The sequence below is a fragment of the Peribacillus sp. NPDC056705 genome (genome assembly GCF_043656335.1).
This window is the reverse complement of the sequence record NZ_JBHTYI010000001.1, coordinates 465,455-491,175: the sequence shown is the minus strand read 5'-3', so window position 1 is coordinate 491,175 and position 25,721 is coordinate 465,455. Positions and strand designations below refer to the sequence as shown.

24 protein-coding genes are annotated in these 25,721 nt (G+C 42.6%); 8 read left to right on the top strand and 16 right to left on the bottom strand.

Going from position 1 to position 25,721, the window contains the following annotated elements:
- The coding region (locus tag ACFRAK_RS02375; RefSeq protein WP_394571229.1) for a hypothetical protein at positions 1-273 on the bottom strand (273 nt) is incomplete at its 3' end.
- A gap of 517 nt (positions 274-790) precedes the next feature.
- Between ACFRAK_RS02375 and ACFRAK_RS02370 the strand changes: the two genes are divergently transcribed.
- On the top strand, positions 791-2,158 hold the full coding sequence (locus ACFRAK_RS02370) for an amino acid permease (protein ID WP_387603867.1): 1,368 nt from the start codon (positions 791-793) through the stop codon (positions 2,156-2,158).
- 46 nt (positions 2,159-2,204) lie between these two features.
- Here the strand turns inward: ACFRAK_RS02370 and ACFRAK_RS02365 are convergent, their stop codons facing one another.
- On the bottom strand, positions 2,205-3,068 hold the full coding sequence (locus ACFRAK_RS02365; RefSeq protein WP_387707820.1) for a DUF4349 domain-containing protein: 864 nt from the start codon (positions 3,066-3,068) through the stop codon (positions 2,205-2,207).
- Between the two features lie 139 nt (positions 3,069-3,207).
- Here ACFRAK_RS02365 and ACFRAK_RS02360 point away from each other — a divergent pair, with 139 nt between their 5' ends.
- Complete coding sequence (locus ACFRAK_RS02360) at positions 3,208-3,669, top strand: TspO/MBR family protein (protein WP_394571228.1); 462 nt, start codon at positions 3,208-3,210, stop codon at positions 3,667-3,669.
- A gap of 295 nt (positions 3,670-3,964) precedes the next feature.
- On the opposite strand, the gene ACFRAK_RS02355 is transcribed toward ACFRAK_RS02360, so the two are convergent.
- The 4 genes from ACFRAK_RS02355 to ACFRAK_RS02340 all read right to left on the bottom strand — a co-directional run bounded on the left by ACFRAK_RS02355 (position 3,965) and on the right by ACFRAK_RS02340 (position 10,006).
- Positions 3,965-7,783, bottom strand: coding sequence for a bifunctional 2',3'-cyclic-nucleotide 2'-phosphodiesterase/3'-nucleotidase (locus ACFRAK_RS02355; RefSeq protein ID WP_394571227.1), 3,819 nt, complete (start codon positions 7,781-7,783; stop codon positions 3,965-3,967).
- Between the two features lie 346 nt (positions 7,784-8,129).
- A complete protein-coding gene (locus ACFRAK_RS02350) occupies positions 8,130-8,588 on the bottom strand; it encodes a DinB family protein (RefSeq protein WP_387604153.1) in 459 nt (152 codons plus the stop codon).
- Positions 8,589-8,599: 11 nt separating this feature from the next.
- Positions 8,600-9,430, bottom strand: a complete 831-nt coding sequence (locus tag ACFRAK_RS02345) for a GNAT family N-acetyltransferase (RefSeq protein ID WP_394571226.1) — start codon at positions 9,428-9,430, stop codon at positions 8,600-8,602.
- A 411-nt stretch (positions 9,431-9,841) separates the two neighbouring features.
- Positions 9,842-10,006, bottom strand: coding sequence for a YvrJ family protein (locus ACFRAK_RS02340; protein ID WP_387603882.1), 165 nt, complete (start codon positions 10,004-10,006; stop codon positions 9,842-9,844).
- A gap of 156 nt (positions 10,007-10,162) precedes the next feature.
- On the opposite strand from ACFRAK_RS02340, the gene ACFRAK_RS02335 reads away from it, so the two are divergent.
- Together ACFRAK_RS02335 and ACFRAK_RS02330 are read left to right on the top strand one after the other, a co-directional pair.
- Positions 10,163-10,786, top strand: coding sequence for a sigma-70 family RNA polymerase sigma factor (locus ACFRAK_RS02335; RefSeq protein ID WP_387603885.1), 624 nt, complete (start codon positions 10,163-10,165; stop codon positions 10,784-10,786).
- Positions 10,779-10,997 carry a hypothetical protein gene (locus ACFRAK_RS02330; RefSeq protein ID WP_081395591.1) on the top strand — a complete coding sequence of 73 codons (219 nt, stop codon included), beginning with the start codon at positions 10,779-10,781 and terminating at the stop codon, positions 10,995-10,997. The genes ACFRAK_RS02335 and ACFRAK_RS02330 overlap by 8 nt, the downstream gene beginning before the upstream one ends.
- A 52-nt stretch (positions 10,998-11,049) precedes the next feature.
- On the opposite strand, the gene ACFRAK_RS02325 is transcribed toward ACFRAK_RS02330, so the two are convergent.
- The 3 genes from ACFRAK_RS02325 to ACFRAK_RS02315 form a co-directional block, all read right to left on the bottom strand.
- Positions 11,050-13,419: a penicillin acylase family protein gene (locus ACFRAK_RS02325; protein WP_394571225.1), complete on the bottom strand. Its 2,370-nt coding sequence runs from the start codon at positions 13,417-13,419 to the stop codon at positions 11,050-11,052.
- 253 nt (positions 13,420-13,672) lie between these two features.
- Entirely contained in the window at positions 13,673-14,110 is a 438-nt protein-coding gene (locus ACFRAK_RS02320; protein ID WP_260285660.1) for a hypothetical protein, read from the bottom strand.
- Positions 14,111-14,280: 170 nt separating this feature from the next.
- Entirely contained in the window at positions 14,281-15,144 is an 864-nt protein-coding gene (locus ACFRAK_RS02315; protein ID WP_394571224.1) for an STAS domain-containing protein, read from the bottom strand.
- 144 nt (positions 15,145-15,288) lie between these two features.
- Here ACFRAK_RS02315 and ACFRAK_RS02310 point away from each other — a divergent pair, with 144 nt between their 5' ends.
- Positions 15,289-15,432, top strand: coding sequence for a hypothetical protein (locus tag ACFRAK_RS02310; RefSeq protein WP_179086062.1), 144 nt, complete (start codon positions 15,289-15,291; stop codon positions 15,430-15,432).
- A 105-nt stretch (positions 15,433-15,537) separates the two neighbouring features.
- Here ACFRAK_RS02310 and ACFRAK_RS02305 read toward each other — a convergent pair whose 3' ends face one another.
- The 4 genes from ACFRAK_RS02305 to ACFRAK_RS02290 form a co-directional block, all read right to left on the bottom strand.
- Positions 15,538-15,867 carry a hypothetical protein gene (locus ACFRAK_RS02305; RefSeq protein WP_387603895.1) on the bottom strand — a complete coding sequence of 110 codons (330 nt, stop codon included), beginning with the start codon at positions 15,865-15,867 and terminating at the stop codon, positions 15,538-15,540.
- 103 nt (positions 15,868-15,970) lie between these two features.
- Positions 15,971-17,161 carry an MFS transporter gene (locus ACFRAK_RS02300; RefSeq protein ID WP_387603898.1) on the bottom strand — a complete coding sequence of 397 codons (1,191 nt, stop codon included), beginning with the start codon at positions 17,159-17,161 and terminating at the stop codon, positions 15,971-15,973.
- 147 nt (positions 17,162-17,308) lie between these two features.
- Complete coding sequence (locus ACFRAK_RS02295; protein ID WP_387603901.1) at positions 17,309-18,631, bottom strand: APC family permease; 1,323 nt, start codon at positions 18,629-18,631, stop codon at positions 17,309-17,311.
- A gap of 374 nt (positions 18,632-19,005) precedes the next feature.
- Complete coding sequence (locus tag ACFRAK_RS02290; protein ID WP_387603903.1) at positions 19,006-19,833, bottom strand: undecaprenyl-diphosphate phosphatase; 828 nt, start codon at positions 19,831-19,833, stop codon at positions 19,006-19,008.
- A gap of 153 nt (positions 19,834-19,986) precedes the next feature.
- Here ACFRAK_RS02290 and ACFRAK_RS02285 point away from each other — a divergent pair, with 153 nt between their 5' ends.
- The gene (locus ACFRAK_RS02285) at positions 19,987-20,730 is read left to right on the top strand and encodes a glycerophosphodiester phosphodiesterase (protein WP_394571223.1); all 744 of its coding nucleotides are present in this window, start codon (positions 19,987-19,989) and stop codon (positions 20,728-20,730) included.
- Between the two features lie 60 nt (positions 20,731-20,790).
- On the opposite strand, the gene ACFRAK_RS02280 is transcribed toward ACFRAK_RS02285, so the two are convergent.
- The gene (locus tag ACFRAK_RS02280; RefSeq protein WP_387603909.1) at positions 20,791-21,000 is read right to left on the bottom strand and encodes an alpha/beta-type small acid-soluble spore protein; all 210 of its coding nucleotides are present in this window, start codon (positions 20,998-21,000) and stop codon (positions 20,791-20,793) included.
- A 165-nt stretch (positions 21,001-21,165) separates the two neighbouring features.
- Here ACFRAK_RS02280 and ACFRAK_RS02275 point away from each other — a divergent pair, with 165 nt between their 5' ends.
- Positions 21,166-22,452: a glycoside hydrolase family 18 protein gene (locus ACFRAK_RS02275; protein WP_387705516.1), complete on the top strand. Its 1,287-nt coding sequence runs from the start codon at positions 21,166-21,168 to the stop codon at positions 22,450-22,452.
- A 244-nt stretch (positions 22,453-22,696) separates the two neighbouring features.
- Positions 22,697-23,689: a potassium channel family protein gene (locus ACFRAK_RS02270; RefSeq protein ID WP_387603915.1), complete on the top strand. Its 993-nt coding sequence runs from the start codon at positions 22,697-22,699 to the stop codon at positions 23,687-23,689.
- On the opposite strand, the gene ACFRAK_RS02265 is transcribed toward ACFRAK_RS02270, so the two are convergent.
- Together ACFRAK_RS02265 and ACFRAK_RS02260 are read right to left on the bottom strand one after the other, a co-directional pair.
- The gene (locus ACFRAK_RS02265) at positions 23,686-24,090 is read right to left on the bottom strand and encodes a YugN-like family protein (RefSeq protein WP_387603918.1); all 405 of its coding nucleotides are present in this window, start codon (positions 24,088-24,090) and stop codon (positions 23,686-23,688) included. The two genes, ACFRAK_RS02270 and ACFRAK_RS02265, sit on opposite strands and share 4 nt — an antisense overlap.
- Before the next feature lie 225 nt (positions 24,091-24,315).
- Positions 24,316-25,662 carry a glucose-6-phosphate isomerase gene (locus tag ACFRAK_RS02260; protein WP_387603921.1) on the bottom strand — a complete coding sequence of 449 codons (1,347 nt, stop codon included), beginning with the start codon at positions 25,660-25,662 and terminating at the stop codon, positions 24,316-24,318.
- Between the last annotated feature and the right edge of the window lie 59 nt (positions 25,663-25,721).

Below are 25,721 nucleotides of genomic sequence, written 5' to 3'. Positions count from 1 at the left end.
GTCGTGTAATGAATATTTTCTGTTCGGCAGAAAAATTGGCCATAAAAAACACCCCATAAATGTTAGTTGGTGTCTAACATTTACGGGGCAGTTCAACTCGACTTCACCGAGTTTGTCTACGGTTTTTTTAAGAACTACATACTGAAACTGTAAATTGAATTTGTGACGGTTTTTCGTATCATTTTCATTTCCATAACAGCCTTCGATATTTCCCGGGCTATTCCCCTGAATTCCGCTAAGCCTCACTGGCCGTTTTCTCTCATTTTTTGACAATATCCCCCATAACTTCACATATAAGATCGACTTCTCTGGAAATCCGTATCAATCGATTCATGGAATGGCTTCTTACCGGAGTGGTATGAACAGAGTCCTGTAGATGCCTTCGGGCGTAACCGAAATGAGGTATTTAAAATCGGTATCAGCATAATCGCTACCTTTGTAGATCATCCTGACTGAGCTTCCGCCATCTGGCTTTGGTGGAACGGACATGCTGTTCTTTATTTTGGGCCAGCTTTTCCACTTGATAAAGTCTAAATTTTTAGAAAAATCACATAATTATATTTTGTTTGAATAGCATTCTAATAGTTTTGAAAGATTATAAATACGCTTAAAATTGTTTGGATCACCTTTTAGTAAGCGTTTTCATTTTTTACTTTACATTCTTCCTATTAAAATATATTATTTAGTTGTAATATTATGTGAAAAATCAATAAATTATATGTATTCACCTCTACTAGTGATAAAATGCTAGATAGAGAAAATAAACTCCAACATAGAAAAGGGGAAAATTATGCAAAACTCCAAAGAATCTCAACTACATAGAGGTTTGGAAGAAAGACATATCGCATTAATGTCTCTTGGCGCAGCCATTGGAGTCGGTTTATTTCTCGGCTCGGCATCTGCGATAAAATTAGCCGGCCCAGCCATCATCATTTCCTACGCCATTGGCGGGCTTATGATTTATCTTATCATGCGTGCACTAGGGGAAATGGCGATTAAAAATCCTGTCGCAGGCTCTTTCAGTCGCTATGCTAGCGAATTTGTCGGTCCTCTTGCCGGATATATAACCGGATGGAATTACTGGTTCGTTTGGATTGCCACCTGTATGGCTGAAATTACCGCAGTCGGAATTTATATGCAATTTTGGTTCCCTGATACACCGCAATGGGCTTGGGCGTTAGCCGCTCTTGCCATCATGACGACGATTAACTTTCTTGCTGTAAAAGCATATGGTGAATTGGAGTTTTGGTTCGCCTTAGTGAAAATCATTACGATCATCCTTATGATCGTCCTTGGCTTCGGAATGATCTTCTTCGGACTGGGGAACGGCGGAATCGCAGTCGGTTTCGGCAACCTTGTTGAACATGGAGGGTTTTTCCCTAATGGTATTTCCGGTGTCATCCTCTCTTTCCAAATGGTCATGTTCGCCTATTTGGGAATTGAAATGCTTGGAGTAACCGCAGGTGAAGTCAAAAATCCTGAAAAATCTTTAAAAAGAGCCATCGATACCGTTTTTTATCGGATTTTACTTTTTTACGTTTTAGCTCTGACAGTCATTTTATCAATCACTCCATGGGATGAAATGAATGGAGAAAACAGCCCATTCGTTATGATGTTTGATAAAATCGGTATACCAGGCGCAGCAGGAATCATTCAGTTTGTCGTACTGACAGCAGCCCTTTCATCTTGTAACAGCGGGATCTTCAGTACAGGAAGAATGTTATTCAACCTGGCGCAGCAAGGAGAATCACCAAAAAGTTTCGAACGTACTACAAAGTCAGGCGTTCCTGGCGTTGCCATCATCGTTTCGGCTGCCGTGCTTCTTTTCGGTGTTTACCTTAACTACATGGAAGCCGATAAAGTTTTCACATACGTCACAAGTGTCGCTACATTCGGCGCCCTCTGGACATGGGGAACCATACTTATCACACAGATCATGTCCAGACGGAAAATGAGTCAGGGAGAAAAGCAAGGCTTGTCTTACAGAATGCCGCTTTTCCCATTCACTTCTTATTTCACTTTAGCCTTTTTAGTATTCGTAATGGTCGTTCTCGGTTTTTCAGCAGATACAAGAATCGCTCTAATCGTCGGTCCGATTTGGATCTTACTGTTAGTGGCCCTGTATTATGCGACCGGCTTGCATAAACGGAATAAATAAATGTCAGAGGGTGCCCAATCTAATTGGCACCCTCTATTTCTGCCTTTCATCTTTTTCCCCTTCTTTTGATTGCCCAATGGACCACCGCACCAGCTCCGCCTAAAATAATGAGGATAGGCAAGTTTCCTATTATGAAAACAATGATTCCTGAACCCGCTTTAAGTAATAGATTCGCACTTGTTGCAAGTTGTTTCTTCGTTCTCTCCCATGTATTCCATTCCTTATTATCAATGCCTGGCACAACTATCCGGTCCTGCGATAACGTGATGGTAACCGTCGAATATGAGGTTTGGTTTTCAAGATACTTCATTTGCCCGGTCAGCTGCTCTATTTCTTCTTGCACCACGGCAAGGTCTGATGATATTTTCAGTAAATCTTCCGTCTTCTCAGCATCCTTCATGAATGCAAGTAATCTTTCCTCTACTGCCCTCTTTGATTTCAATCTTGCTTTTAGATCTACATATTGCTCCGTTACATCCTGTCCTGTCACATTCCTTCCGACCACTTCTGAAGCCTCGCCCTCGCTATCGGTCAGAAAATCCTGAAAATGGGCTTCAGGGACCCGTACAGTGATCGTTCCTTCCACCAGTTCTTCATCTTCCCTGTATACATTGGACTCGACCACATATCCGCCATATTCAGCCACCTTATTCTCAATCTTCATTTGTGCTTTTTCAAGGTTCTTCACCTTCAGCTCAAGCTGTGCTTGATGGATGACCTTTCTTTCATCCGTCATCCCTTCCTTTTCCGCTGCTTCTTCCTGCACCTTATTCCCGGAAATTGAAGCGTCCATTTTACTGTCCGCCGTTTCATCCTGTGCCTTAGATGCCGAATCATCTTTTTCATTACTGCTGCATCCAGCAAGAAAAAGTAACAAACAGAACATAAGCATCATTGTTTTACGGTTCATCGGTATCCCCCCTTTTCTTAATAGTACCGACGTATAATTTGGAAGAAAGTTACACTTTGTCATTAAAGAACATGTTTTATTTTCATATGAATAGGTAAAGGTATAAGAACATCCAAATTATGAAGAAAGAAGTGGATTCATGATGAACTACGGAAAATTTGCTAAAAGTTTATTGGTACCTGTGGTCGGAGGTTCACTCGTGGGTATACTCGCCACAAGAAATTCAAAAGAAATTTATGATAAACTCAAGAAGCCTGCATTTGCTCCTCCTTCCTGGACTTTCCCCGTTGCTTGGACAAGCCTTTATACGATTATGGGAATAGCGAAATATCGCATTTCATCCAAAGAAAAAGAATCGAAGTCCGCTGAACGCCTCTATGATACTCAACTAGGGTTAAATTTCTTATGGTCTTTTTTATTCTTCAAATGGGGATTGCGCGGAACGGCCTTTATTGAAATGGCTGCACTTCTGACCCTGATTACTTTAACGGCATTCGAGTTTTATAGAATAGACCGTGCATCCGGTTTAGCGATGATTCCCTATATAGCATGGGTCACCTTCGCATTGGGATTGAACTTTTCCATTTTCAGAAACAATTAATCACATAAAGAGGCGCCCCTTCTATTAAGGGGCGCTCACTTTTAGAGTTTCACGAGTAAACCTCTATTAATTAGGCTGTTTTCGCATACTTTGTTGCTATTTACCAAGTAAAGCGGTGTGGTTGATTTCCCCTCCAGATGCTCGCTTTCCGCGGGGCGGGCGGTGAGCCTCCTTGGCGTAAACGCCTGTGGGGTCTCACCTGTCCCGCTGCTCCCGCAGGAGTCTCGCTACTTGCGCTCCAATCAACCTTAAATCGTTTAGTTTTTAAAAACAATAATCTTTACGAAAAGAGCCATTAATTATTGATATTCGTAATTCTGCCTTCGATTTCTGCCGTGATCTTCCCGCCTTTAAAGGTTTCTTTCACATAGTTAACGAATGCTTCCAGGTCAGCATGTCCAAACACACGCTCTTTTCCTTTCAGGACGGTATAGTTATCACCGCCGCTAGCCATGAAATCATTGACGGCAACCGTGTATGTTTCGGTATCCTTGATCGGCGTTCCGTCCGCCTTCTTCAATAAGGTGACACGTTCCGTGACAGGTTTACTGAAGTCGGCTGTATAGCTCAGTCCAGAAATTTGCAAAGTTTTCGGAGCACCTTCGACGACCCATTGCTGTTGAAGCAGCGTTTTCACTTCGGCTCCAGTCAGTTCCAGCTTAACCAATACGTTTCCGAACGGCTGGATTTTCGCCAAATCGGAAAAAGTGACTTCCCCCTTTGGAATATCTGCACGAATTCCACCTGGGTTCATGAAGGCAAAATCAGAATTCAAATCTGCCTTCATCGAATCGGCGATTAAATTCCCAAGTCCCGTTTCCTGTGTATAGGCATTGGTTCTTAAAATTTTCTCATCCGTTGTCCCAAGCGGGGCTTTCAACTCGGGGAACATGTCTAAATAGTCATTAATGAATTTAGTCGTCCCGGCATCCGGTGTGATACCATCTTGTGTAACCGTAACAATTTCAGCTGACTTTTTGACAATATCCTTTGTGCTTGGATCGATTTCCAAATCCACATCTTCAAAAGCCGTTCCATAAGAGTAAGCCTGTACAATCAATTTATTATCCACATAATTGTTGACCCTAGCATGATTATCTCCGGCCAAGATCACATCTACTTCATCATCCACGGCATTAGCAAGATCAGCCACTTCACCTGTGATGACCCCTTCCTTTTCCGTGCCTGGGTCATGTGAGATGACCACAATCGATTTGACGCCTTTATCTTTCAACTCTTTAACCGCCTTATTCACGGCAGGTGCCTGTTCTATGAATTCAACATTCTTAATGCCATCCGGACTTACTTTTTGAGGAGTGGCATTCGTGACTACACCGATGAACCCAATATCAACCCCGCCGACCTTTTTTATGACGTAAGGATCCAAAATTGGTTTTTTCGTGTCTTTATATACGACATTGGCTACTACATATGGAAAGTTCAATTTATCGAATACTACATCGGATGTTGGTGACTTTCCGCCATTGATTTGAGCCATCAGGGTTTCTACCCCTTTGTCGAATTCATGGTTCCCGACAGTTCCGACATCGAATTTCATATTATTCAAAAACTGAAGCGTCGGTTTGTCCTGGATCAAAGAAGAAACGGGAGCACTTGCCCCAACTGCATCCCCTGCCGATAATAATAGTGTATTTTCAGGGTTTTCAGCTTTACGCTGCTTCAAGTGCGCAGCTAAATAATCAGCACGGCCTTGTTTGATACCGCCAAAATCGGAGGTGGTATCAAGCTGGCCGTGAAGATCATTGATCCCGAGCAGCTGCACCTTGACGTTTTCTTTCCCCAAATTGAATTTGTAAATGCCAAAGCCTTTATCATCCTTTTTGCCTGTATAGGAAATCGCGCTGTCTTCTTTTAAATATTCCGCACCTTTTGGTGATGAGGTGAAGGTAACGTTCACCTTGCCTGAAATCGGGGCGATCGACCAGTTATTATCAGCGGTTGGATTGATCTCACCCTCTTGTGTGATGTAATCCATCAAGATCTGGCGATGTTCATCCGCAGAGTCAACTACATATTCGCTGCCCTTGACTCCCGGGAAGTTCCCCCCGCCCGAAGCACGATAATTATTCGTCACGACGATGAAGTCTTGATTCGGATCCACTGGTTCACCATTATATTTCAAATCTGCTATCCTGCTGGAATCCGACACTTTGATCCCTTTTTCATCATAGCGCGGAGCCTTGGTGACATCGATTTGGTACGTGACGCCGTCAATCACATCAAAATTATAAACGGCAAATTTCCCATTAAGCAGCTCCTGTTCCTCAGACTTGGCAGGATCGATTGTATTATATTTCCCTGCAGACATCTCAAGCCACTCTTTAACCACGGACCCTTTGACCTTGATTGCCTTCAAGGTATTATCGTATAAATATAAATCACCGGCGCTGCGAATGGTCAGTCCGCCTTCCTTGATTTCGGTGAATTCCTCGACTCCATTGCGGCCCGCTTTGAAAGGGGCCCCTACAGAGAGAATGGGCAGGTCTTTGTATTCTGGGCGGTTGCTTTGGATGTATTTCTCTACATACCATTTCTGTGCGCTCGTCACGACCTGTACGGAAGGATCGTCTTGCACAAGGGAGAAATAGCTATGAATTGGAGCTGTAGTCGTTCCAATTGGCGTGTTAACATACTTGATCGTTCCTTCGTGATCCTTCTTCACGGCTTTGACGACAGACGCATCTTCAGCTGCCTTTTTTCCTGTTATTTTGTCGTTGATTGCCCGTGTCGATGATTCGGAATTGACGACTTTCCATTTTCCCTTGATATTTTGGATATCAAGATCGATGATCCCGAGATTACTGCCGCCATATCCTGCTTGAACGGCTGGTACACCATTGATGGTACCCTTTTTATTATCCACACCTTTAAGGATTTTTCCTTGGGCATCTTTGAATAGGCTGTCTAAAGAAGCCTCATCTTGTGCCGGAAAGACCTTGTGCGTATGGGAGAACGTGATGGCATCGATGCCGGATACCTTGCTTAATGAATAGATGACATCCTCGGTATTTTTGGTGTCGCCATTAAACCCTGAATGTGTAAGCGCCACGATGACATCCGCGCCCTTTTTCTTCATTTCAGGTACATATTTATTCGCTGTCGTGACGATTTCCTTTGTAATGACCTTACCGTCAAGATTCGCTTTATCCCAATCCATGATTTGCGGAGGGGCGAATCCTATGTAGCCTATTTTCACTGATTTTTCTTTTCCATTGATGTCCTTCACTTTCTTCGTGACGATTTTATATGGAGTATATTTATTTTTATCATTCTTTGGATTATTGTCTTTATCTTTTTTATAAACATTGGCATTGACGTAAGGGAAGTTCGCATCGTTGATGGCCTCGTCCAAATAAGATAAACCATAATTGAATTCATGATTGCCGAATGTGGCCACATCATAGTCAAGTAAGTTCATCGCCTTATAGACGGGATGGACTTCACCTTTTTTCAGTGGCGCTATTTTCGCTTTGTACGTACCTAGCGGGGTCCCTTGAATAAGGTCGCCGTTATCCACTAAAACGCTATTTTTCACTTCTTTTCGTGCCTGTTTGATTAAAGAAGCCGTGCGCGAAAAGCCGACGGAGTCCGATACGGCATCCTTATAATAATCATAGCTCACCAGATTAGTGTGTATATCCGTCGTTTCCATGATCCTTAGTTCAAATGGTGCATTCGATACGGAGGCTGCCAGGCTGTTGCCGAAGTTACTAGTATTGCCGTTATACTTGGAGACAACCGATACTTTGACCCAATAACCCGATTTGTACGAATTGAAGTACGCGGAGAACTTTTGGGCCGATTTAATATCCGCCTCAATGACTGACTGTGAAATGACCTTCGTCCCATTCATCAATTGGAAGACAACGGTTTCATTTCCTTTGTTCCCTTTTTTCGGTGTGACCGTTACAGTCGCCTTTGTGCCTTTTGTGTAATTAACAATAGGAGCTGTAATGATAAATGGTTCCGTCGTGACCGGTTTCTTATTAGACTCTTTGGCGGATGTCTCCCCCGGTACGGTAAATGGGGCTGCAACCAAACTCACAGCAAGAATCGGGGCGAGCATCTTATTAACATGCATCTTGAACGACATACTTCACAACCCTTCTATTTTTGTAAAATGCTAGAATAATATATCATGATTTTGTCGAATAAGCGTCAAAATTTACCGTAATATTACGAATTTTGAATAAATCATACTTTATAACCATTCCCATTCAGAGCCCATAGCTCGTTATACCTTCAATCATGTATATAGTTATGATCGAATCACATTGAATCCTTAGGGAGAAAGTTCCCTATTAATAAACCCAGCTAGTCACAAAGATAAGTTTCTTAGACTCTATACTTCAATGAAACATTTTGAAAAAAACCTCGGAATCCTTTCAAAATAAAAAACTGGTAATGCAAGTTGCATTACCAGTTTTAAAGTTTAATGCCTATAAAGCCCGATTTATTAAACTGGCAGATACCGGTTCGAGGCCCATTTCCCTCGACCAGATGGACAGCTGGCCTATATGGTGAATTTCGTGAGCTATAATATGGCGCAGTATCATGCCTTTTTCGTATGTCCCCTCCATCCAAGATGGCTGTATCATTCCTTGCTCATCTTCAATGGAATGGGAATTCAAATAGTCCATGACCTCAGAATGATAACTGATGGACAGATCTTCCACCTTTTCGATCGTATCATAAGCGTCCAAATCGATCGCTACATCAGGCTTTCCTTGTATGGCCTTTATCCAGCTGCATTCGACATCGATAATGTGGGCAAGTGTCCTCAATATATTGCCCATCCCTCCTGTGCGCTGCCGTTTCAGTTCCTCACTCGGTAAGGCCCGGCACCATACGAACCACTCACTTCGCACCTGCCAGTTATGAATGAATAATGTCAACATCATCCCAGCCCCTAACTCTTTGTCTTCCCTTTGTATTGATAATAATCCTGTCTTTGAATGGTTTTGAATCCACAAGATTCATAGAGTCTTAATGCATGCTCATTAGTCGCCTCGACCTCAAGAAAAATATCATTTCCCAGCTGGTATTGCTCGGCTACGACCTTTTTCAACGCTTTTCTGCCAAGTCCTTTACCCTGGTACTTTGGCAAAATCGAAAATCCATAAATCCATGCTTCCCGGTCTGAGTGATCAACACGGATCTTACCGACCGCTCGTCCATCCTTTTCAATCATCATGGTTTTCAGAGTATCCTCATATAGGATGCGCTGATAATAATCCTTCGCCTCTTGTTTCGTAAATTGGAAACATTGAATATCCAGCTTAATTTCCGTTTCCTCATCATCCCTCCGTGAAGGGCGAACGACTGCATCACCATAATCGTCAAGCTCCATTTCGGACCACTTCATTTGAAACTCAGAAAAAGTAAACTCACATGGGAGCTGTTTCAAGAAGCCTGTCCCTGAATGGGATTGAGCAGGTGAGTTCAAGAGAATCAACTTATAGTTGCGCTCCACTGCACTCCCTATAGCCTCTTCCAGAAGCTTTGTAAAAATGCCTTTCCTCCGATAATCAGGATGGACCATCCCGCACATCTCCGCTTTGTTTCCAAAATCGTAAAGACCAATAAACCCAACCAGCTTCAATCCATCATAGTGAAAAAAGTCATTCTTTTGCACACCATTCCGACTGCGAAGCGTTTCCCAGTTCAGCTTTAAAGTAAAACCTTCCCGTTCACATTCTTGCTGCAGGATTCGAATATCTTCTAGCTGTTCATCCTTCAAATTCTCCACCCCTTTTCCATATTATCAGTTTATTACCAAAAAATAAGAAAAGCAGCACCCTTTTACTTGGATGCCGCATACTATTCATAAGTTTATTGATGAATGTTGTTTTTTTAAAAGTATTTTCACTTTAATCCATAAAACAAAAATCGTACGAGGGGAGGATTTCCTATCTAATTCCATTGTCGGATGAATTATAGTAGTAAAATGATTCCAAATGACGATTATTTTTTACCTATTTTGTGCTATATTCCAAATAATGGTTTACATTATCTCACTTGACTTTAAAGGAGGGGTTTACTTAAGTCTTGATTTTTCAGAGTACCCATTTCTTTATACCCGAATTCCGGACCCTTTTTAGAATAGAATCCGAAATTCGGTGTTTATCACCTGGCACATTACGTCCTGAGGTTATCGATTTCTCGTTTTATGAGCGGACTTTTTTAAGTTCTCTACGTCCGTTGTCAGTTCTTTTAATTTTTTACCGAAGCGGAAGAGCAAAAACATAGAAACGACGAATGGATAGCCAAATTCGCTAACTAATGAAACCCACATAGTAGCATCCTCAATCATCATCCTCTTCACCCCTTTTCTTGTATCTGATATCTAAAGTGAAACTTGTTTAAAAAAATCAATCTAGCACTATTGATTCATGGAAAAAAGAACAGATGTTCCTATATAATTGATTTATTCCCCTTGTCTATCACTTTATTAATAAAAGGAGGGATAACGATGAACCACTTTACTTCTCATTTTTTTTCTCATTCCTTGGAGTTTCTGCAGCAACAGTACTCATCTTTCTTTGCACAGCCGATCATTCATTTATTTTTACAAAATCCAGAGCATTTAAAGATTTTCACTGAAACTCTTGATTCCCCTTCTTCACACAACATTGATCTTCTCAACGAGACTTTCAGAATTTTCTATTACCGGGCTAAAGTATACAAATACATGTGCTCTTTAATTTACTTTTTCTCTGTTGATTTTGATAAAAGGGCACGGAAGCAACGGGAACGCTATCGAATGGTACTTGATGCAACACCAATGGATACTGGCGGTTTGATCGATCGAATCGGCACGTTGGACGTTCAACTTGAAAAGATGGGGGAAACGAACGAACTCGCTTCACACATAAGTGATGAAGAGATAATCAAAGCCTTGAAGACGTTAACAGCCAAACAAAGCCTGGTATTGACCATGATCTTTTCCTACGGCCTATCGAACAAGGAAATTGCTGCCTATTTCCATGAGTCGCCGCAGAATATCTCAAGCATCCGTAAACAAGCTCTAAAAAAACTTCGAAAGCACTATATGGATGAGGTATATGTTAGAAAGGAGAAAAGCCATTGTGGATAAAAAACTGTCAAAAGAAGAATTGTTGGATCTCATAGACTCTTTGAATCCTAAAATAAAAAAATCGTTAAAAAACACGAACTATCAAGACCGGAATGATCTGGAGCAAGAAATTAAACTCAAGATCATTGAATCATATGAAAAAATCGCAGCAATCGAGGCCCCTAATTTTGAGGAGTTCCTTGCAGAATTCTTTACTAAGCAAAAACAATGAAAAAGTACCAAGTCCAGAGCAAGGATGCTGGGCTTGGTATTTTTTTCAGATATCAATATGATGGTTTCAATGTCAGCTTATCCCCTTTTGGATCGTCCAATGTGGTTTTGTGATAAGTACCTTCTGCCCAATCATCAAGCTGATCGTGGTACCACTCACTTTTAACGTTACCTGATTGACCCGGGCCAACGAGGTGATATCCTTGATTCATGTCGGATAGGTCGATGACGAATCTCCAAGAGCCGCCGTGATTAACGGTTCCATCATCTAAGAATGCCGCTGCCTGTACGGTAACACTGCTACCGCCTACCGGTATTCCGCCGTCGCTGTTAAATAAATAATTTAACGGGAAGACACTCGATAGCGGGTGGTTAAACCTGACCTGATGATAGTCTCCCCATTCCCAATCGGCTATATCGTCACCTTGTGATTCTTCAAGCTCGGTTAACGTCATTTGTAACGACTTGGCAAGCACCTGCTCAAGTCCGCCTGCCTCTTCAATCCAAGGGCCCGGCTCACCGTCCAGTGCCCGCCTTAGTAGTTCATCAACAGCCGAACGCCTTCCATTAAAGAGGTTGAGGGTTTCCTCCGGTATTTCTTCCGTAAGCAGAACATCCCCTATTTTTTTCATCCAAACATTAAAAATCATCGGTGCCGCTTCATCAACGGAATCAATATGATTCCATTTCTTCAGAATCGTCAGTGCCTGGTCTTCCTGTTTCCCCCATGGACCTTTCAATACATCCACGAATTGAGGAACAAACTCCTTGGCTTGCAAATTCACCTTATCCATCTGAAGGCTTTGCATATCCTCGGCAGTAAGCTTTTTATTGGCTTTTAAAAACTCCTGTATCCTCATCTGACGGTACGGCTGTGCCCAGTTATTGCTGATGTGGTAAGGGTAGTCATCCGAGATGACTTTATTATTCGCTGTGGAAATGAATCCCTCTTCCGGATTCACCGTTTTTGGAAGTTCATCAAACGGAATGAAGCCTTTCCACTCAAATTCATCCGTCCAGCCAGGTACAGGCAGCATACTATCGCCTTTTTTCCGGATTGGGATTTTCCCATTCGCCTTATAGGCAATGGTCCCATCGGCTGAGGCAAAGACGAAATTCTGTGCCGGCGTTTCGAATTTCAAGAGGGCCTTTTCGAATTCTTTCCAGCTTCCCGCTTTATTCATATTCAGTACCGCTTCAAGCTCGGCGGATGGATCAAGTGCCGTCCACCTTAATGCAAGCACGGTAACTTTTCCGCTTTTCCCGGCAAACTCGGAGACCACAGGTCCATGGCGGGTAACCGTCACTTGATAATCAAGTGTTTTACCATCCTTCACTTTGATGGGTTCGTCCAAGATATCGGCTTTTTCCCACTTCCCTTTGTAGGAGAATTCCTTCTCGTTTTCCGGGTTTCTCCTCTCGATATACAGATCCTGAACATCCGGGCCGGTATTGGTCACACCCCAAGCGACCTTTTCGTTATGGCCTAGTATGATTCCCGGAATCCCGGCAAAAATAACACCGCTCACATTGACTGCAGGGGCCTCCAAATGCATTTGATACCAAACGGATGGTGTAGCCAAGCCCAGATGGGGATCATCCGCCAATAGCGGCTGACCGGAATCCGTTTTCTTGCCTGAAACGACCCAATTATTGCTGCCGTTGAATTCATAGGGAATAACGGCCCCGGCAAAACTTTTTTCAATATCCAGTTCTTCCTTGCTGATGATATAGGGAGCGCTCTTTGGATAATTAGGAAATAAATCATATGCTTTTTCCTTCGGGAACGTTTGCAGCAAATACTGCCTAAACGCCTGATCCTCCCAGTTCCCGCCTAAATCAAAGGCCATATATTTACCGATGGTCAGCGAATCGACGGGTGTCCAAGGCTCTGGTTCGTATCCAAGAAGGGTGAACTCCGCCGGCCATTTCCCATTCTCCTTCAATTCATCGATATAAAGGTTCACCCCCTCGGCAAACACATCCAAGGCTTCCTTCCCGTCACTTGAATATGCTGCATAAGAGGCTTCAGCCGCCCGCCTCAACCCAAGTGTGCGGAAATACTTATCATTTTTGACAGTTTTCTCACCAATCACTTCACTCAATCTTCCTGACGCCTGACGCCTGCTTAAATCCATTTGAAATAAGCGGTCCTGTGCTTGGATATACCCTTGGGCTAAATACAAATCATGTTCATTCGCTGCGTTAATATGCGGGACCCCACTTGAATCCCTCACCACCGTAACCGGTTTCAAAAGACCTGGAAGCGATATTTCCCCCTTTGTTTCCGGCAAGGACCTTGAAAGAAATACATTTGCAGCAATCAGGACTGACAGCAAAAGAATGATCAGGATACCAAAACTCCATAGCGCACGCTTTCTCCACTTCCGTTTTGGCTTTTGCTGAGGTATGGCAACTTCCATCGCTTCATCTTCCTCTCCCCTTAAAACTCTCTTTCTATTTTAGATATTCCGCGTTTAACCCCCTCTTTCCTACCAACTTCCTTACATTCTCTCTTTTTATTTCCGAAAGTTAGGAAAGGTACAAGGTCGGACTTTACTCGCACAAGGACGGTTTATTCCGAGCAAGGCCGAATTCCTATCGAAATCGCTCCGATAAACATTGAATCAAATGCAAAAACACCGATACAATGTATCGGCGTTTTTGCATTTGATGCTAGCTATTTGCAAGAATGTATTCAATCACTTTATCTGCATCGTCTGTATAAAAGAGAGCTTTATCAAAGTCATGGGCCGCCTTCGTCTCGGCTTCCATGTATTCAATCGGGGAGAGGAGACCAAAGAGCCTCTTCCATTTATAAGTTTTCTCCAGAAGTTTTCTTTCCCTTTTTATATCCTCTGGTATGAATTCATTAATGATAAAACATGGATCGGAAAAGGATGGGTCCTGAAAACGTTCGTTCAAGGCCCGCAATTTATCCCGATCCCATTCCACCCTTACCAAGTCCGATATGACCGAGACATTTTGGACCGAGTCGAGGATGTGTTTGGACAAAACATCATATTCTTCATCTTCCAACCCTTTATCCGTCATGATCCCTACACAATACCATTTTTCGTTATGATCAGGTTCTTCACTTTTCTTGAAAAACACGCTTCATCCACCTTCCTTACACGCTTTACATGTCCTATTTATTTCAAATGAAAATCAACATGTCCGCCCACGTCATTTCACTATAACACGGAGAAATGGCGATGGGCGATAAAATATGAGAGACGCAGGAATGACATAGAAAAAAGATACCCTGAAAAAGGATACCTCCATCATAATGGCTGAACAGCCAGTCCCCTTTGTTTAAACAGATGTTCCATAGCCTGCCTGAACGATAGAAAGGCTTCTACCCGATTTGCAAAATCAAGTGTGACGATCTCTTTCACGACATCAGGGGGAAAGCCGGCAAAAATCGTTTCCGTCCCCATCAATGCCAGTGCCCCCACTAATCGATCCAGCAGGGAGAGCATATTGTTTTCCTTCGTAAAGGTAATTCCGGAGAAATCCATGATCAATACTTCCGCATGCAAATCTGCACATTTTTGCAGAACAGTCGATTGCATCGACTCCATTCTCCAATCGTCAATGCGTCCGATCAATGGCAAGAGCAGCACATCCTTTAATACGGTCTGAACGATCGGGGTGGACAGTTCTTCCATGACTTCTTGGTTTTCTTTTATCTTCCGCAAAGAATTGTTTGCCATTTTCGCCATTTCTTTATAATGATTCACGTAACTGATACTCACACAGTGTATGAATTGGTCCAGGATTGCATCTATTATCGAGCTTGCCTTTAGCAGAATTTCAATGGAGTAATAGCGATTGCTTACCTCTTCTTCAATGAAACTCCAGAAAAGACTGCGTATCAGCTGAGCTTCCTCAATATTCTTATCTAAAGGAATGCCCATGTCCACGATGCGCTTTCCTATTTCCATACCCGTTATTTTCATACTTTCCATCGCTTGTGCTTTTCCATGGATCAAGGCATCTGCATGTATTTGAATAAGCTTTGAACGCACCTCTTTACTCGTTTCAAAATCATAAAGCGGTTCCTCTTCTTCAAACAACTCGATATGCTCCACTAAGATATATTTGAATTTTTCAATTTTTTCACCGATCATTCTTAATTCTTCCATATGGACCTCCCATACAGGGCTTTTATCACATTTTATCAATAATGAATGGTTAAGGATATAAAATCCTTCTATTACCAGTATGATAATAGATGTTTACCCTCTTCTAGATAAGGGTATCATGATATATGACTTGGAGGGATTACCATGAAAAAAGATCAACAAGACTTTGAATCTGAAAACATGAGCGATTTAGTCGAACTCATAAACAGTAAAAATAACAGCCGCAGAATCTTGGATGTACTTCGGCGTAATAAAAAAGATAAAAGTAAAACCAAAGATAAAAAATGAAAAAGCCCAGTCCAATACGGTCTGGGTTTTTGAGCGGATAAAAAAAAGAGCTGAGTTGCTTTATTATGCAACCCCAGCTCCTCCTTCATTAAATATTGATAGCCTCTACCTTTTTCTCCGGATTTCCTTCACATGGTTTCCTTCAGTAGTAATATAGACTGTTTCATCAATTTTGTATTTTAAATAACGGTCACAATCAATTTCCAACGTTTTCCCATTGTTGAATTTCATTGCGCAATTGGATCCCCCTTCGGTTTCCGACACATCAATGACTTCGTTCGTCTTAAAACCGATTGCCTTGCCATCGGAGAAATGAGGATAGTATTTTTCAACAATCTCCACCTTTTCCAATCTGCCCGGACTTGTTAAGTATACAACGAATAATATAATTAAAACGGCTATCAACCCAATGAGAATTACTGCTTTTCGTTTCACTCTATCTATTACCCTCTTCTCTTATCAATCTATTATTCAATATCCATTTTCACTATATTATATTCAGGATTCCGGAAAAACATGATAGAAAAGATCACTTTATTTAAACGGTTTTCACTTTTCCAGCCATCATTGCACAAATGGCCGCCAGGATGATCAGAATGGATACAGCCGAAATGACCCCTCCCCAGCCGAACTTCATCAGGAATAAACCGCCTGATGCCCCCACTACACTTGATCCCGCATAGTAAAACAGGAGATATAAAGCGGACGCTTGTGCCTTTTCGCTCTTATCAGCCAACCTTCCGACCCAGCTGCTCGCAATTGAATGAGCTCCAAAAAAACCGAATGTAAACAGTGCAAGCCCCATTATTTTAAGCAAAAGCGGATCCAATAAGGTTAAAAGGGCGCCCATCAGCATGATTGCGATTCCGATAAGAAGTACATGCCTCCTGCCATATTGATCGGCAAGCTTCCCCATCCATGTGGAACTGAATGTCCCCACAAGATAGATAATGAAAATGAAGCCAATCAATGTTTGTGATAAATGATATGGCGGTCCCATTAAAGGTATGCCCACAAAGTTATAGACAGTGACGAACGAGCCCATTAATAGGAAGGCCATGGTGAACAAGAGTACTAGTCTGCCATTCCTTAAGTTATTAATAAGGGAGGTTCTGATTCTCGAAAATGTGGCCCCTACGCGGATGGCATGCTGCGAAGGCGGAAGCATCCACCAAAAAGCCAGACTGATGATCAAACTTAAAGTCCCAAGGCTTCCAATCGCTATGTTCCATGAGAAATGGTCGGTCAGCACCCCGACAATCAGCCGTCCAGCCAATCCGCCGATACTCGAACCACTCACATAGATCCCCATCACATAGCCCAGGCTTTTCGGATGAAATTCTTCATTGATATAGGCCATCGCAATTGCCGGGAAACCTGCAAGCACCGCTCCTTGAATCGCCCGTATTGCGATAAGGATGTATAGGTCATCCTGGATGAAGCTGACGCATATGGATAACAATGCAGACAGAGTGAGGGCCGTCCCCATTATTTTTTTCCTATCGATATTTTCTGAGAAAAAGGAAACAATCAATAAACAGATGGCAAGCGTTCCTGTTGCGAATGATAATGTAAGACTTGCCATTGCAGGAGAGACTCCGAATTGCTTTGCGAAAACCGGAATGACCGGTTGGGTACTATACAGATCCGCAAACGTTACAAAGCTACCAAGAAATAAAGCCAAGATTGTTTTCCTGAATGATTTACCAGCAGGCTCGATATAATTCACTTTTGTTCAGACCCTTCACTATTTAACTTTCCCCCTATGTTAATACGAACTTCCCGAGTTGTCTATTTCGCCACTTTTGTCCAAAGGGAAAGTTTTGTTCCGCAAATTCACAAAAACCCTTCACTGCATGCAGTAAAGGGTTTTTCATTAATATGAACGTTCATCATCCCGTTCACTTTTTTTAAGGAGCCAATACACTGGCATACCTATAATGAGGATGATCACCGAGTACAAGGCATTTAAAGGTGTATCGATTAATGTACTTACAACAATGTATATTGCTCCAGCAATCGCCACGATGGGGATGAATGGGTAAAACGGCACTTTATAAGTTTTCGCATCCGGATCTTTTTTGCGTAAGATAAAAACTGCGAAGAAAGCTAATCCATAAAAACAGAAGACAGAGAATACAGCCATATTGGTAAGTTTATCAGGGTCTGTTGCAACCATCATGATGATTGCAATGATCACCTGCAATATCGTCGCATTTATAGGCGTTTTGAACTTGGGCGATATTTTTCCGATTTGTTTATGGCCTGGCATCATTTTATCAGTCGCCATCGCCAAGGTAATGCGCGGAAAAGTCAAAAGCTTTCCGTTCAAGCAACCGAAGATTGAAATCGCAATTCCGATTGATATCAATTTTCCGCCCAATTCACCAAATAGAAGCGTTGCCGCAACATTCGCTGCATTCGTGCCATGAGCTATGACTCCCTCCGCCCCCAATACATGAAGCATGGCAAGGTTCACAGCCAAGTAAGCGACCATGACCACGACTAATCCCGTTATGATTGCCCGCGGCAGCGTTTTCTGCGGGTTTTTCATTTCCCCAGCCATGAAGCCGACATTCATCCAGCCATCATATGCCCAGAGCGTAGCCAAAATTGCTCCGGCCATACTGATTTTCATTGAACTTTCACTATCGATATTGAATACAGGCATATCACCTTGTGCGATACCGAACACCGCTATGAAAATGATGGGGATCAGTTTAGCAACGGTCGATAAGGTTTGTATGATACCGCCGTATTTTGTCCCCAGAAGATTCATGCCTGCTATAAATACGATCGTCAGAATCCCTATCGCCAAAGTGTAGCCAGAAGCGATATTAAATATTCCTGCGACTAATAACCCGAAGTATAAACTGAGTGCGCCCATGACTGCAGGTCCATATACCAATGTCTGAACCCAGCCGCATAGGAATCCCCATGCTTTTCCGTACACTTCTTCCATATAAACATATAAGCCTCCGGTTTTAGGGATCCGTGTACTCACTTCCGCAATCGTCAACCCGCTTGCAAGGGTAATGAGGCCGCCTATCAGCCAGGCTAGTAAGGCCATGGTTGAATTACCGCTTAACTCAAGCACGTCACCAGGTCTCATGAAAATACCAGAACCGATAACTGTACCAACTACAATTGATGTTCCAACCCAAAAGCCAACCGTTTTCTTCAATTGGTCATCCCTCATGTTGTCCTCCCCAGATGTACACCTGTACTTTATTTATACTAAAATTATATCATATAAATTATATGAAAATAGTTTATGTAATCATTTGAATATTGAGAAAAATAATCAAACACGTTGGTATCACTACGCTCAGGGAGCTTTATCGCACTTATATTTTTTTTACTAATTATGTCTGGAACCACTCCAAAAACCGAATATTTTTTTATTATCAAAAGATTTATTGACAATTAACTCGGTAATAACGAATTAAAAACACCAAAATAAAATTATTATTCGTAATTATTTTTCTGGGAATTCAGCTTTTTTTCGACCGCAAAAAAAGCCACCCCGAGTCAACGGGGTGGCTCCTCTCCTATTTCACGCTTTATTTCGTATTACCAAATAATGAATAGAAGCACAACCGCCAAGACGATCCGGTAAATGGCAAAAGGAGTCAATTTAACTTTATTGATTAAAATCAAGAAAAAGCGGATACAGAATAATGCAAAGATAAATGCACTGATGAAACCTGCAATAAAGAATGGCAGAACTTCAGGCGTGAAGAACTCCCAATATTTCACAATTTTCAACAGACTGGCACCTGCCATGATCGGCACTGCCATGATGAACGTGAAATCGGAAGCGGCCCGATAACTCATTCCTAAAAGCACTCCTCCGGAAATGGTTGAACCTGAACGCGAGAATCCCGGCCACAGTGACAAACATTGAATTAACCCTACACCGAAAGCTTGTTTATAAGTGATTTGGTCAACCGTTTCTGCAGTCAGCTTTGGACGGAATTTATCCGCAGCAATCATCAAGAATGCGCCAAGGAACAATCCGACGATGACCGTCTTCATCGTAAATAAATGTTCATCAATGTAATCTTCGAATATTAGACCTAAAACGCCAGCCGGCAGCAATCCGACAAAGATCTGCAATAAGTTAAGCTTTGGGCCGTTCGCAGCGGATGTGCCCTTCAGCTTCCTTAACCCAAGCAAGTCCATGAACCGTCCCCAGAAGAGCACGACAACGGCGAGTATCGAACCAAGCTGGATGACCACCTTAAAGGCATTGGCCACTTCACTCCCGAAAAGATCAGTTGATTTCAGCCATAAATCATCGACGATGATCATATGCCCTGTAGAAGATACAGGAGCAAACTCAGTTAATCCTTCTACAAGACCAAGGACAACTGCAACAAAAATTTCCCACATATTCATTTTGTTCACCTCATATTTCGAACACCTATTAATGGAAATACCATATGTATTTTACTCGTTGTTTAAAACATTGTCTATTAAACATTGCTGAAACAATTCAGGGATACATGTATGATAGGGTTCAAGATAAAGTTTAAAGGGGATGTGATGATTTTGCAAAACATACTTATTTTTGCACATAGGGGGTCCAAGGGGACGCATCCTGAAAATACCATGGCTGCATTTCAAAAGGCGGCAGAAATCGGGGCAGAAGGGATCGAGTTCGATGTCCATCTCAGTTCTGATGGGGAATTGGTCATCATCCATGACGAAACACTTGATCGAACGACCACCCTTACTGGTTATGTAAAAGAGCATTCGGCACAAAGGCTGAAAACGGCTGATGCCGGGAGCAAGTTTTCCAAGGAATTCCTTGGGGAGCGAATCCCTTTTTTAATGGACGTTTTCGACTGGGCTAAGGGCAACGCTTTATTGATGAATATCGAAATCAAAACGGATAAACTCGCTTACGAGGGAATCGAACAGAAAATCATTGATCTAATTCGTCAATATCAAATGAAAAATCGGGTGATCCTCTCTTCCTTCAACCATCAATCCATTGAAAAAGTGAAGATGCTTGCCCCAGACCTTGAACGTGCATTATTGTTCGAGGGGCTTCCTGAAAACTACGAAGAGATCTTACGTGATAAAAAAGAAGCGGGTTTTCATCCGGATAAAAACAGCCTGACCCCGGAAGTTAATGAAAAAGCGAAAAAACTTGGATATAAAATCCGTCCTTGGGTCGCCAATGATGAAGCCGACATCGTCAAGCTGGCAGAGTTGGGAGTCGACGTCATCATGACCGATTTCCCTGAAAAGGCAATCAAGATTTTAAAAGCCCGGCAGTCGCATGGCTGAACAATGCGAAAGAGAAGGAGCGATGCTCCTTCTCTTTCTAATCCATATTTATTCAATTAATTAACGAGAAAAGTTTGAACCGCCTAGTTGTTGTTCAGCCATTTGAACCAAACGTTTTGTGATTTCCCCACCAACAGATCCGTTAGCGCGAGAAGTAGTGTCAGCACCTAGGTTTACACCAAATTCACTAGCGATTTCATTCTTCATTTGTTGTAGAGCTTGCTCTGCACCAGCTACTACTAGTTGATTTCTGTTATTGTTGTTTGCCATGTGTTTTCACCTCCTACTAATATTAATTAGCATTTTAAGCTTAAATTATTATTGCCAATTTATTGAATTTTTCCAATTGGGATTCTCTCAATCCTAAGCTCTTTATCATGAATTTCTTTTTATGCTCATAAACTGTTAGGAAACTTTCAGTAGGAGGGAAAAGAATTGCAAATACATGTGGTTAGGCCAGGCCAGACGTTATATGGCATCGCCCAGACATACAGCGTAACCGTTGACAGGCTCATCGAATCAAATAAGATCCCTAACCCAAATAATCTTGTTTCGGGGCAGGCCCTTGTCATTCCGATCGTCGGCAGTTATTATTTCGTTCAACCGGGTGATAGTTTATATTCGATATCTCAAAAAGTTGATGTCCCTGTTCAAGAATTGGCAAAAATAAATGGCATTTCCGAAAATCAAAACCTATCCGTTGGATACCGGATCTATATTCCGGCACGAAAGAAAAGGACCGCCGAATTCAACGGGTATGTCGAGCCGCGGGGTACATCGGTTGCACCGGCCCTTGAAACAGCCGCCAGGGAAGCCGGGCCCTATTTAACCTATTTAGCCCCTTTCAGCTTCCAGGCGCTTCGTGACGGCTCCTTAAAGGAGCCTTTGCTCAATGAATTCCCTGCCATCGCCAGAGAAAATAAAAATGTCCTGATGATGGTCATCACGAATCAGGAAAATGACCAATTCAGCGATGAGCTTGGGCGAATCATTTTAACGAATACTTCCATTCAGAATAAGTTCCTGAACAATATCGTTACAACGGCAAAGAAATATGGATTCCGGGATATTCACTTTGACTTTGAGTTTTTAAGGCCGGCCGATCGGGAAGCGTATAATCAATTTCTCCGAAAAGCCAAGGAACGATTCAAGAAAGAAGGATGGTTCATTTCCACGGCACTTGCCCCTAAAACAAGTGCTGAGCAAAAAGGCCGTTGGTATGAGGCACATGACTATAAAGCACATGGTGAAATAGTCGACTTCGTTATCATCATGACTTATGAATGGGGATATAGCGGGGGACCGGCAATGGCTGTGTCACCTATTGGACCTGTTCGGGATGTTCTCGAATATGCTGTCACCGATATTCCCTCCAACAAGATCCTGATGGGGCAGAATCTATATGGCTATGATTGGACCCTGCCTTTTGTACAGGGATCCACTGCCAAGGCCGTGAGTCCGCAGCAGGCCATCCAGATTGCGGCGGCCAATAATGTTGCCATCGAGTATGATGAAACCGCACAGGCCCCGCACTTCAACTATACCGATATAGAGGATAGGAAACATGAGGTGTGGTTTGAAGATGCCAGATCCATTCAGGCTAAATTCGATTTAATCAAAGAACTGAACCTAAGGGGAATGAGTTATTGGAAGCTCGGCTTAGCCTTCCCTCAAAACTGGCTGCTCATCAGTGATAACTTTAACGTCCGGAGAAGGGTCTAAAAAAAGATGAAGGAATACCGCAACGCAAACGGGCATATAATCAATCATCGAGCATGAAGTCCAGTTCAGGATACGTGACTCAACCATAAAAGCCTTCCGACATCATCCGGAAGGCTTTTATCATTCACCTGGAATATAATGGCAACTTCCCAATATTCATCATTCAAAGTTTGTCTGGCCGCACCCTTATGAGTCAAGCCTTTTTTGACCATACTAAAAGGAACAGCTTAGGGGGGGGAAAAACATGATTCGAATCGGTCCATACACCAGCATCGTTCCCAGATTCCCGCGTTTCATCAGGTTGCTATCCACCATCGCATTATTTTTACTTTCATTCGGGGTCTTGATACACTTTGTGGAGCCGGAGAGATTCCCTACTTTACTTGATGGCATCTGGTGGGCAATCGTGACTATGTCAACGGTGGGATACGGAGATTTCACTCCCGTTACAAATCTTGGTAAAGTCATTGGGATGGTCCTCATTTTGTCAGGCGCCGGCCTGATCACCTCTTATTTTGCGTACATTGCAAAGATTTCCATTTCCAGTGAACAGCAATTTCTAACAGGAAAGAAAGTATTCGGCGGCGACGGACATTTTATCATTGTGGGCTGGAATGGCCGTTCCCAGAGGATCATCCAAAACATTCATGATCGTAACCATCATCAATGCATTGTCCTTATAGATGATACGCTGCAAAAGCACCCGCTTCCAAGAACGAATATCCACTTTATCCAAGGAAAGGCTACATTGGATTCCGTTTTGCAGAAAGCAAATGTAAAGCAAGCCATACGCGTCCTGATCACGGCTGACCTTAAGCAAGACGAGCTGCAAACGGATATGTTTTCGATATTAACATTACTGGCCGTCAAAGGGCTGAATCCTCATGTATATTGTCTTGTGGAGATATTAACGCATGAACAAAAGGAAAATGCTTTACGGGCTGGAGCGGACGGTATCGTGGAAACGAATAAATTTGCGAGTGAATATATGCAGGATTGCTTATCGAAGGGGATCCTTGCGGATGCCGAAGAGCAAACAGACCGGAATGGATTGAACATCAAGCAGTTGTCCGTCCAGGATGACTGGGTTGAATTGACGTTTAAACAGTTGAACGTTAAACTATTCGATCAAGATATTTTATTGGTCGGCATCATTACAGGAGGCAAGACATTATTCAAGCCCCCTGGAGATGTAATCATACATGGTGATGACACCTTGCTCATCATTGAAGATTAATGTAATAAAAGCTTTTCCAAATCACGGACAAGCGCTTTTCCTAATGAGATATAGTTTTCCGGAAATTCGGCATCCGGATCTTCAGGCTCGGCAAACTGATTGAAGGAAGCGGAGAGGTTTCCGATATTTCCTTCATCATCCATCCCGTCCTCGTACTTGTGAGATAGCAAAAACGGTTGTAATAGTTCGACCATTACCCCATCCTTATCGAGCGAACCATCAACAGCCTTGAAAGGGACTCGCAAGAATTGGTAGCCATCTCTGCCATCAATCTTATAATCAAAAGATCCGTGGTCATAATCCCATCCCCCGCCTATCACGTATCCTTCCGGTTTCAACTTCGTCTCCAGATCGAACAAACCGAATGTTTTCCCTTCCAACTGAGAAGAAATTTTAATCATTGTATAAAACCTCTTTCGCTAATTTTCTATTAGCTTAACCAAAGTGCCTTAAAAAAAACCTGAAATGCCCCTTTTGTTCCCTCGATTGGCGAAAGTTTGCTTCCAAGACACCCTTATGCTTTTGTGAAGTTCCTCTCTCTTCGTCGCTTCCTTGATGACACTGCTTTAGCTTTCAACAAAAAAAGGCATCAAGCAGGATGTTATTCCGGCTTGATGCCTTTTATATTATAAGCGCTTTTCGAGCTCCGCTTTTTTCTTTTCATAACCCGGCTTTCCTAAAAGAGCAAACATGTTCACCTTATAGGCTTCCACTCCAGGCTGATCAAATGGATTTACACCCAGTAAGTATCCGCTCATTGCACACGCCTTCTCGAAGAAATACACAAGGTAGCCAAAAGTATAAGCATCAAGCTGAGGAACCGTTACGATCAGGTTTGGAACGCCACCGTCCGTATGGGCTAACAGCGTACCCTCAAATGCTTTATCATTCACGAATTGTACCGTTTTACCTGATAGGTAATTCAGGCCATCCAAGTCATTTGCCGCTTCTTCAATCAAGATTTCATGACGGGCCTTTTCCACTTTGATGACTGTTTCAAAAAGATCACGCCGACCTTCCTGAACATACTGTCCTAATGAATGCAGGTCAGTCGAGAAGTTAGCCGATGAAGGGAATATCCCTTTTTGATCCTTTCCTTCACTTTCCCCAAATAATTGTTTCCACCACTCAGAGAAGTATTGAAGTCCAGGCTCATAGTTTATCAGCATTTCAATCGTTTTCCCTTTATTGTAAAGGATATTCCGAACCGCCGCATATTGGTATGCCTGATTCTCGCCTAACTCGGAAGAACTGAAGTCCACCCTGGCGCGCTCGGCTCCCTCCATGATTTGATCGATATCCGCACCGCTGACCGCAATCGGAAGCAGACCTACAGCCGTTAAGACCGAGTAACGTCCGCCAACATCATCGGGAATGACGAAAGTTTGGAAACCTTCCTCCGTCGCTACCGTTTTTAATGCACCCTTCTCTTTATCAGTGGTAGCATAAATGCGGCCCTTAGCTTCTTCAACGCCGTATTTTTGTTCCAGCAGTTTCCGGAAAATCCTGAAGGCCAGTGCAGGCTCCGTGGTCGTACCGGATTTAGAGATGACATTGATCGAGAAATCCCTATTTTCCAATAGGTCCATTACGTCCTGCATATATGTAGAGCTTATATTATTACCCACAAATAAAATTTGCGGAGCATTTCTTTTATCCGAAGGTAAAATGTTATAAAAACTATGTTGAAGCATTTCAACTGCTGCCCGCGCTCCCAGATATGATCCACCGATTCCGATAACCAGCAGCACTTCTGAATCTTCTTTTATTTTCGCCGCAGCTTTTTTGATTCTTGAGAACTCTTCTTTATCATAATTGGCGGGTAAATCAAGCCAGCCAAGATATTCATTGCCTGCCCCTGTCTGCTCATGCAGGGAATGGTGTGCCACTTTTACAGCATCCTGTAAATAGGTAATTTCATGCTCCCCGAAAAACGGCAGGGCTTTTGAATAATCGAAACGAATATGGGCCATTCAAATTCCTCCTTGAATTCTTTAGTTTCCCTTTCACTTTATCTGATGTAATTCTCATA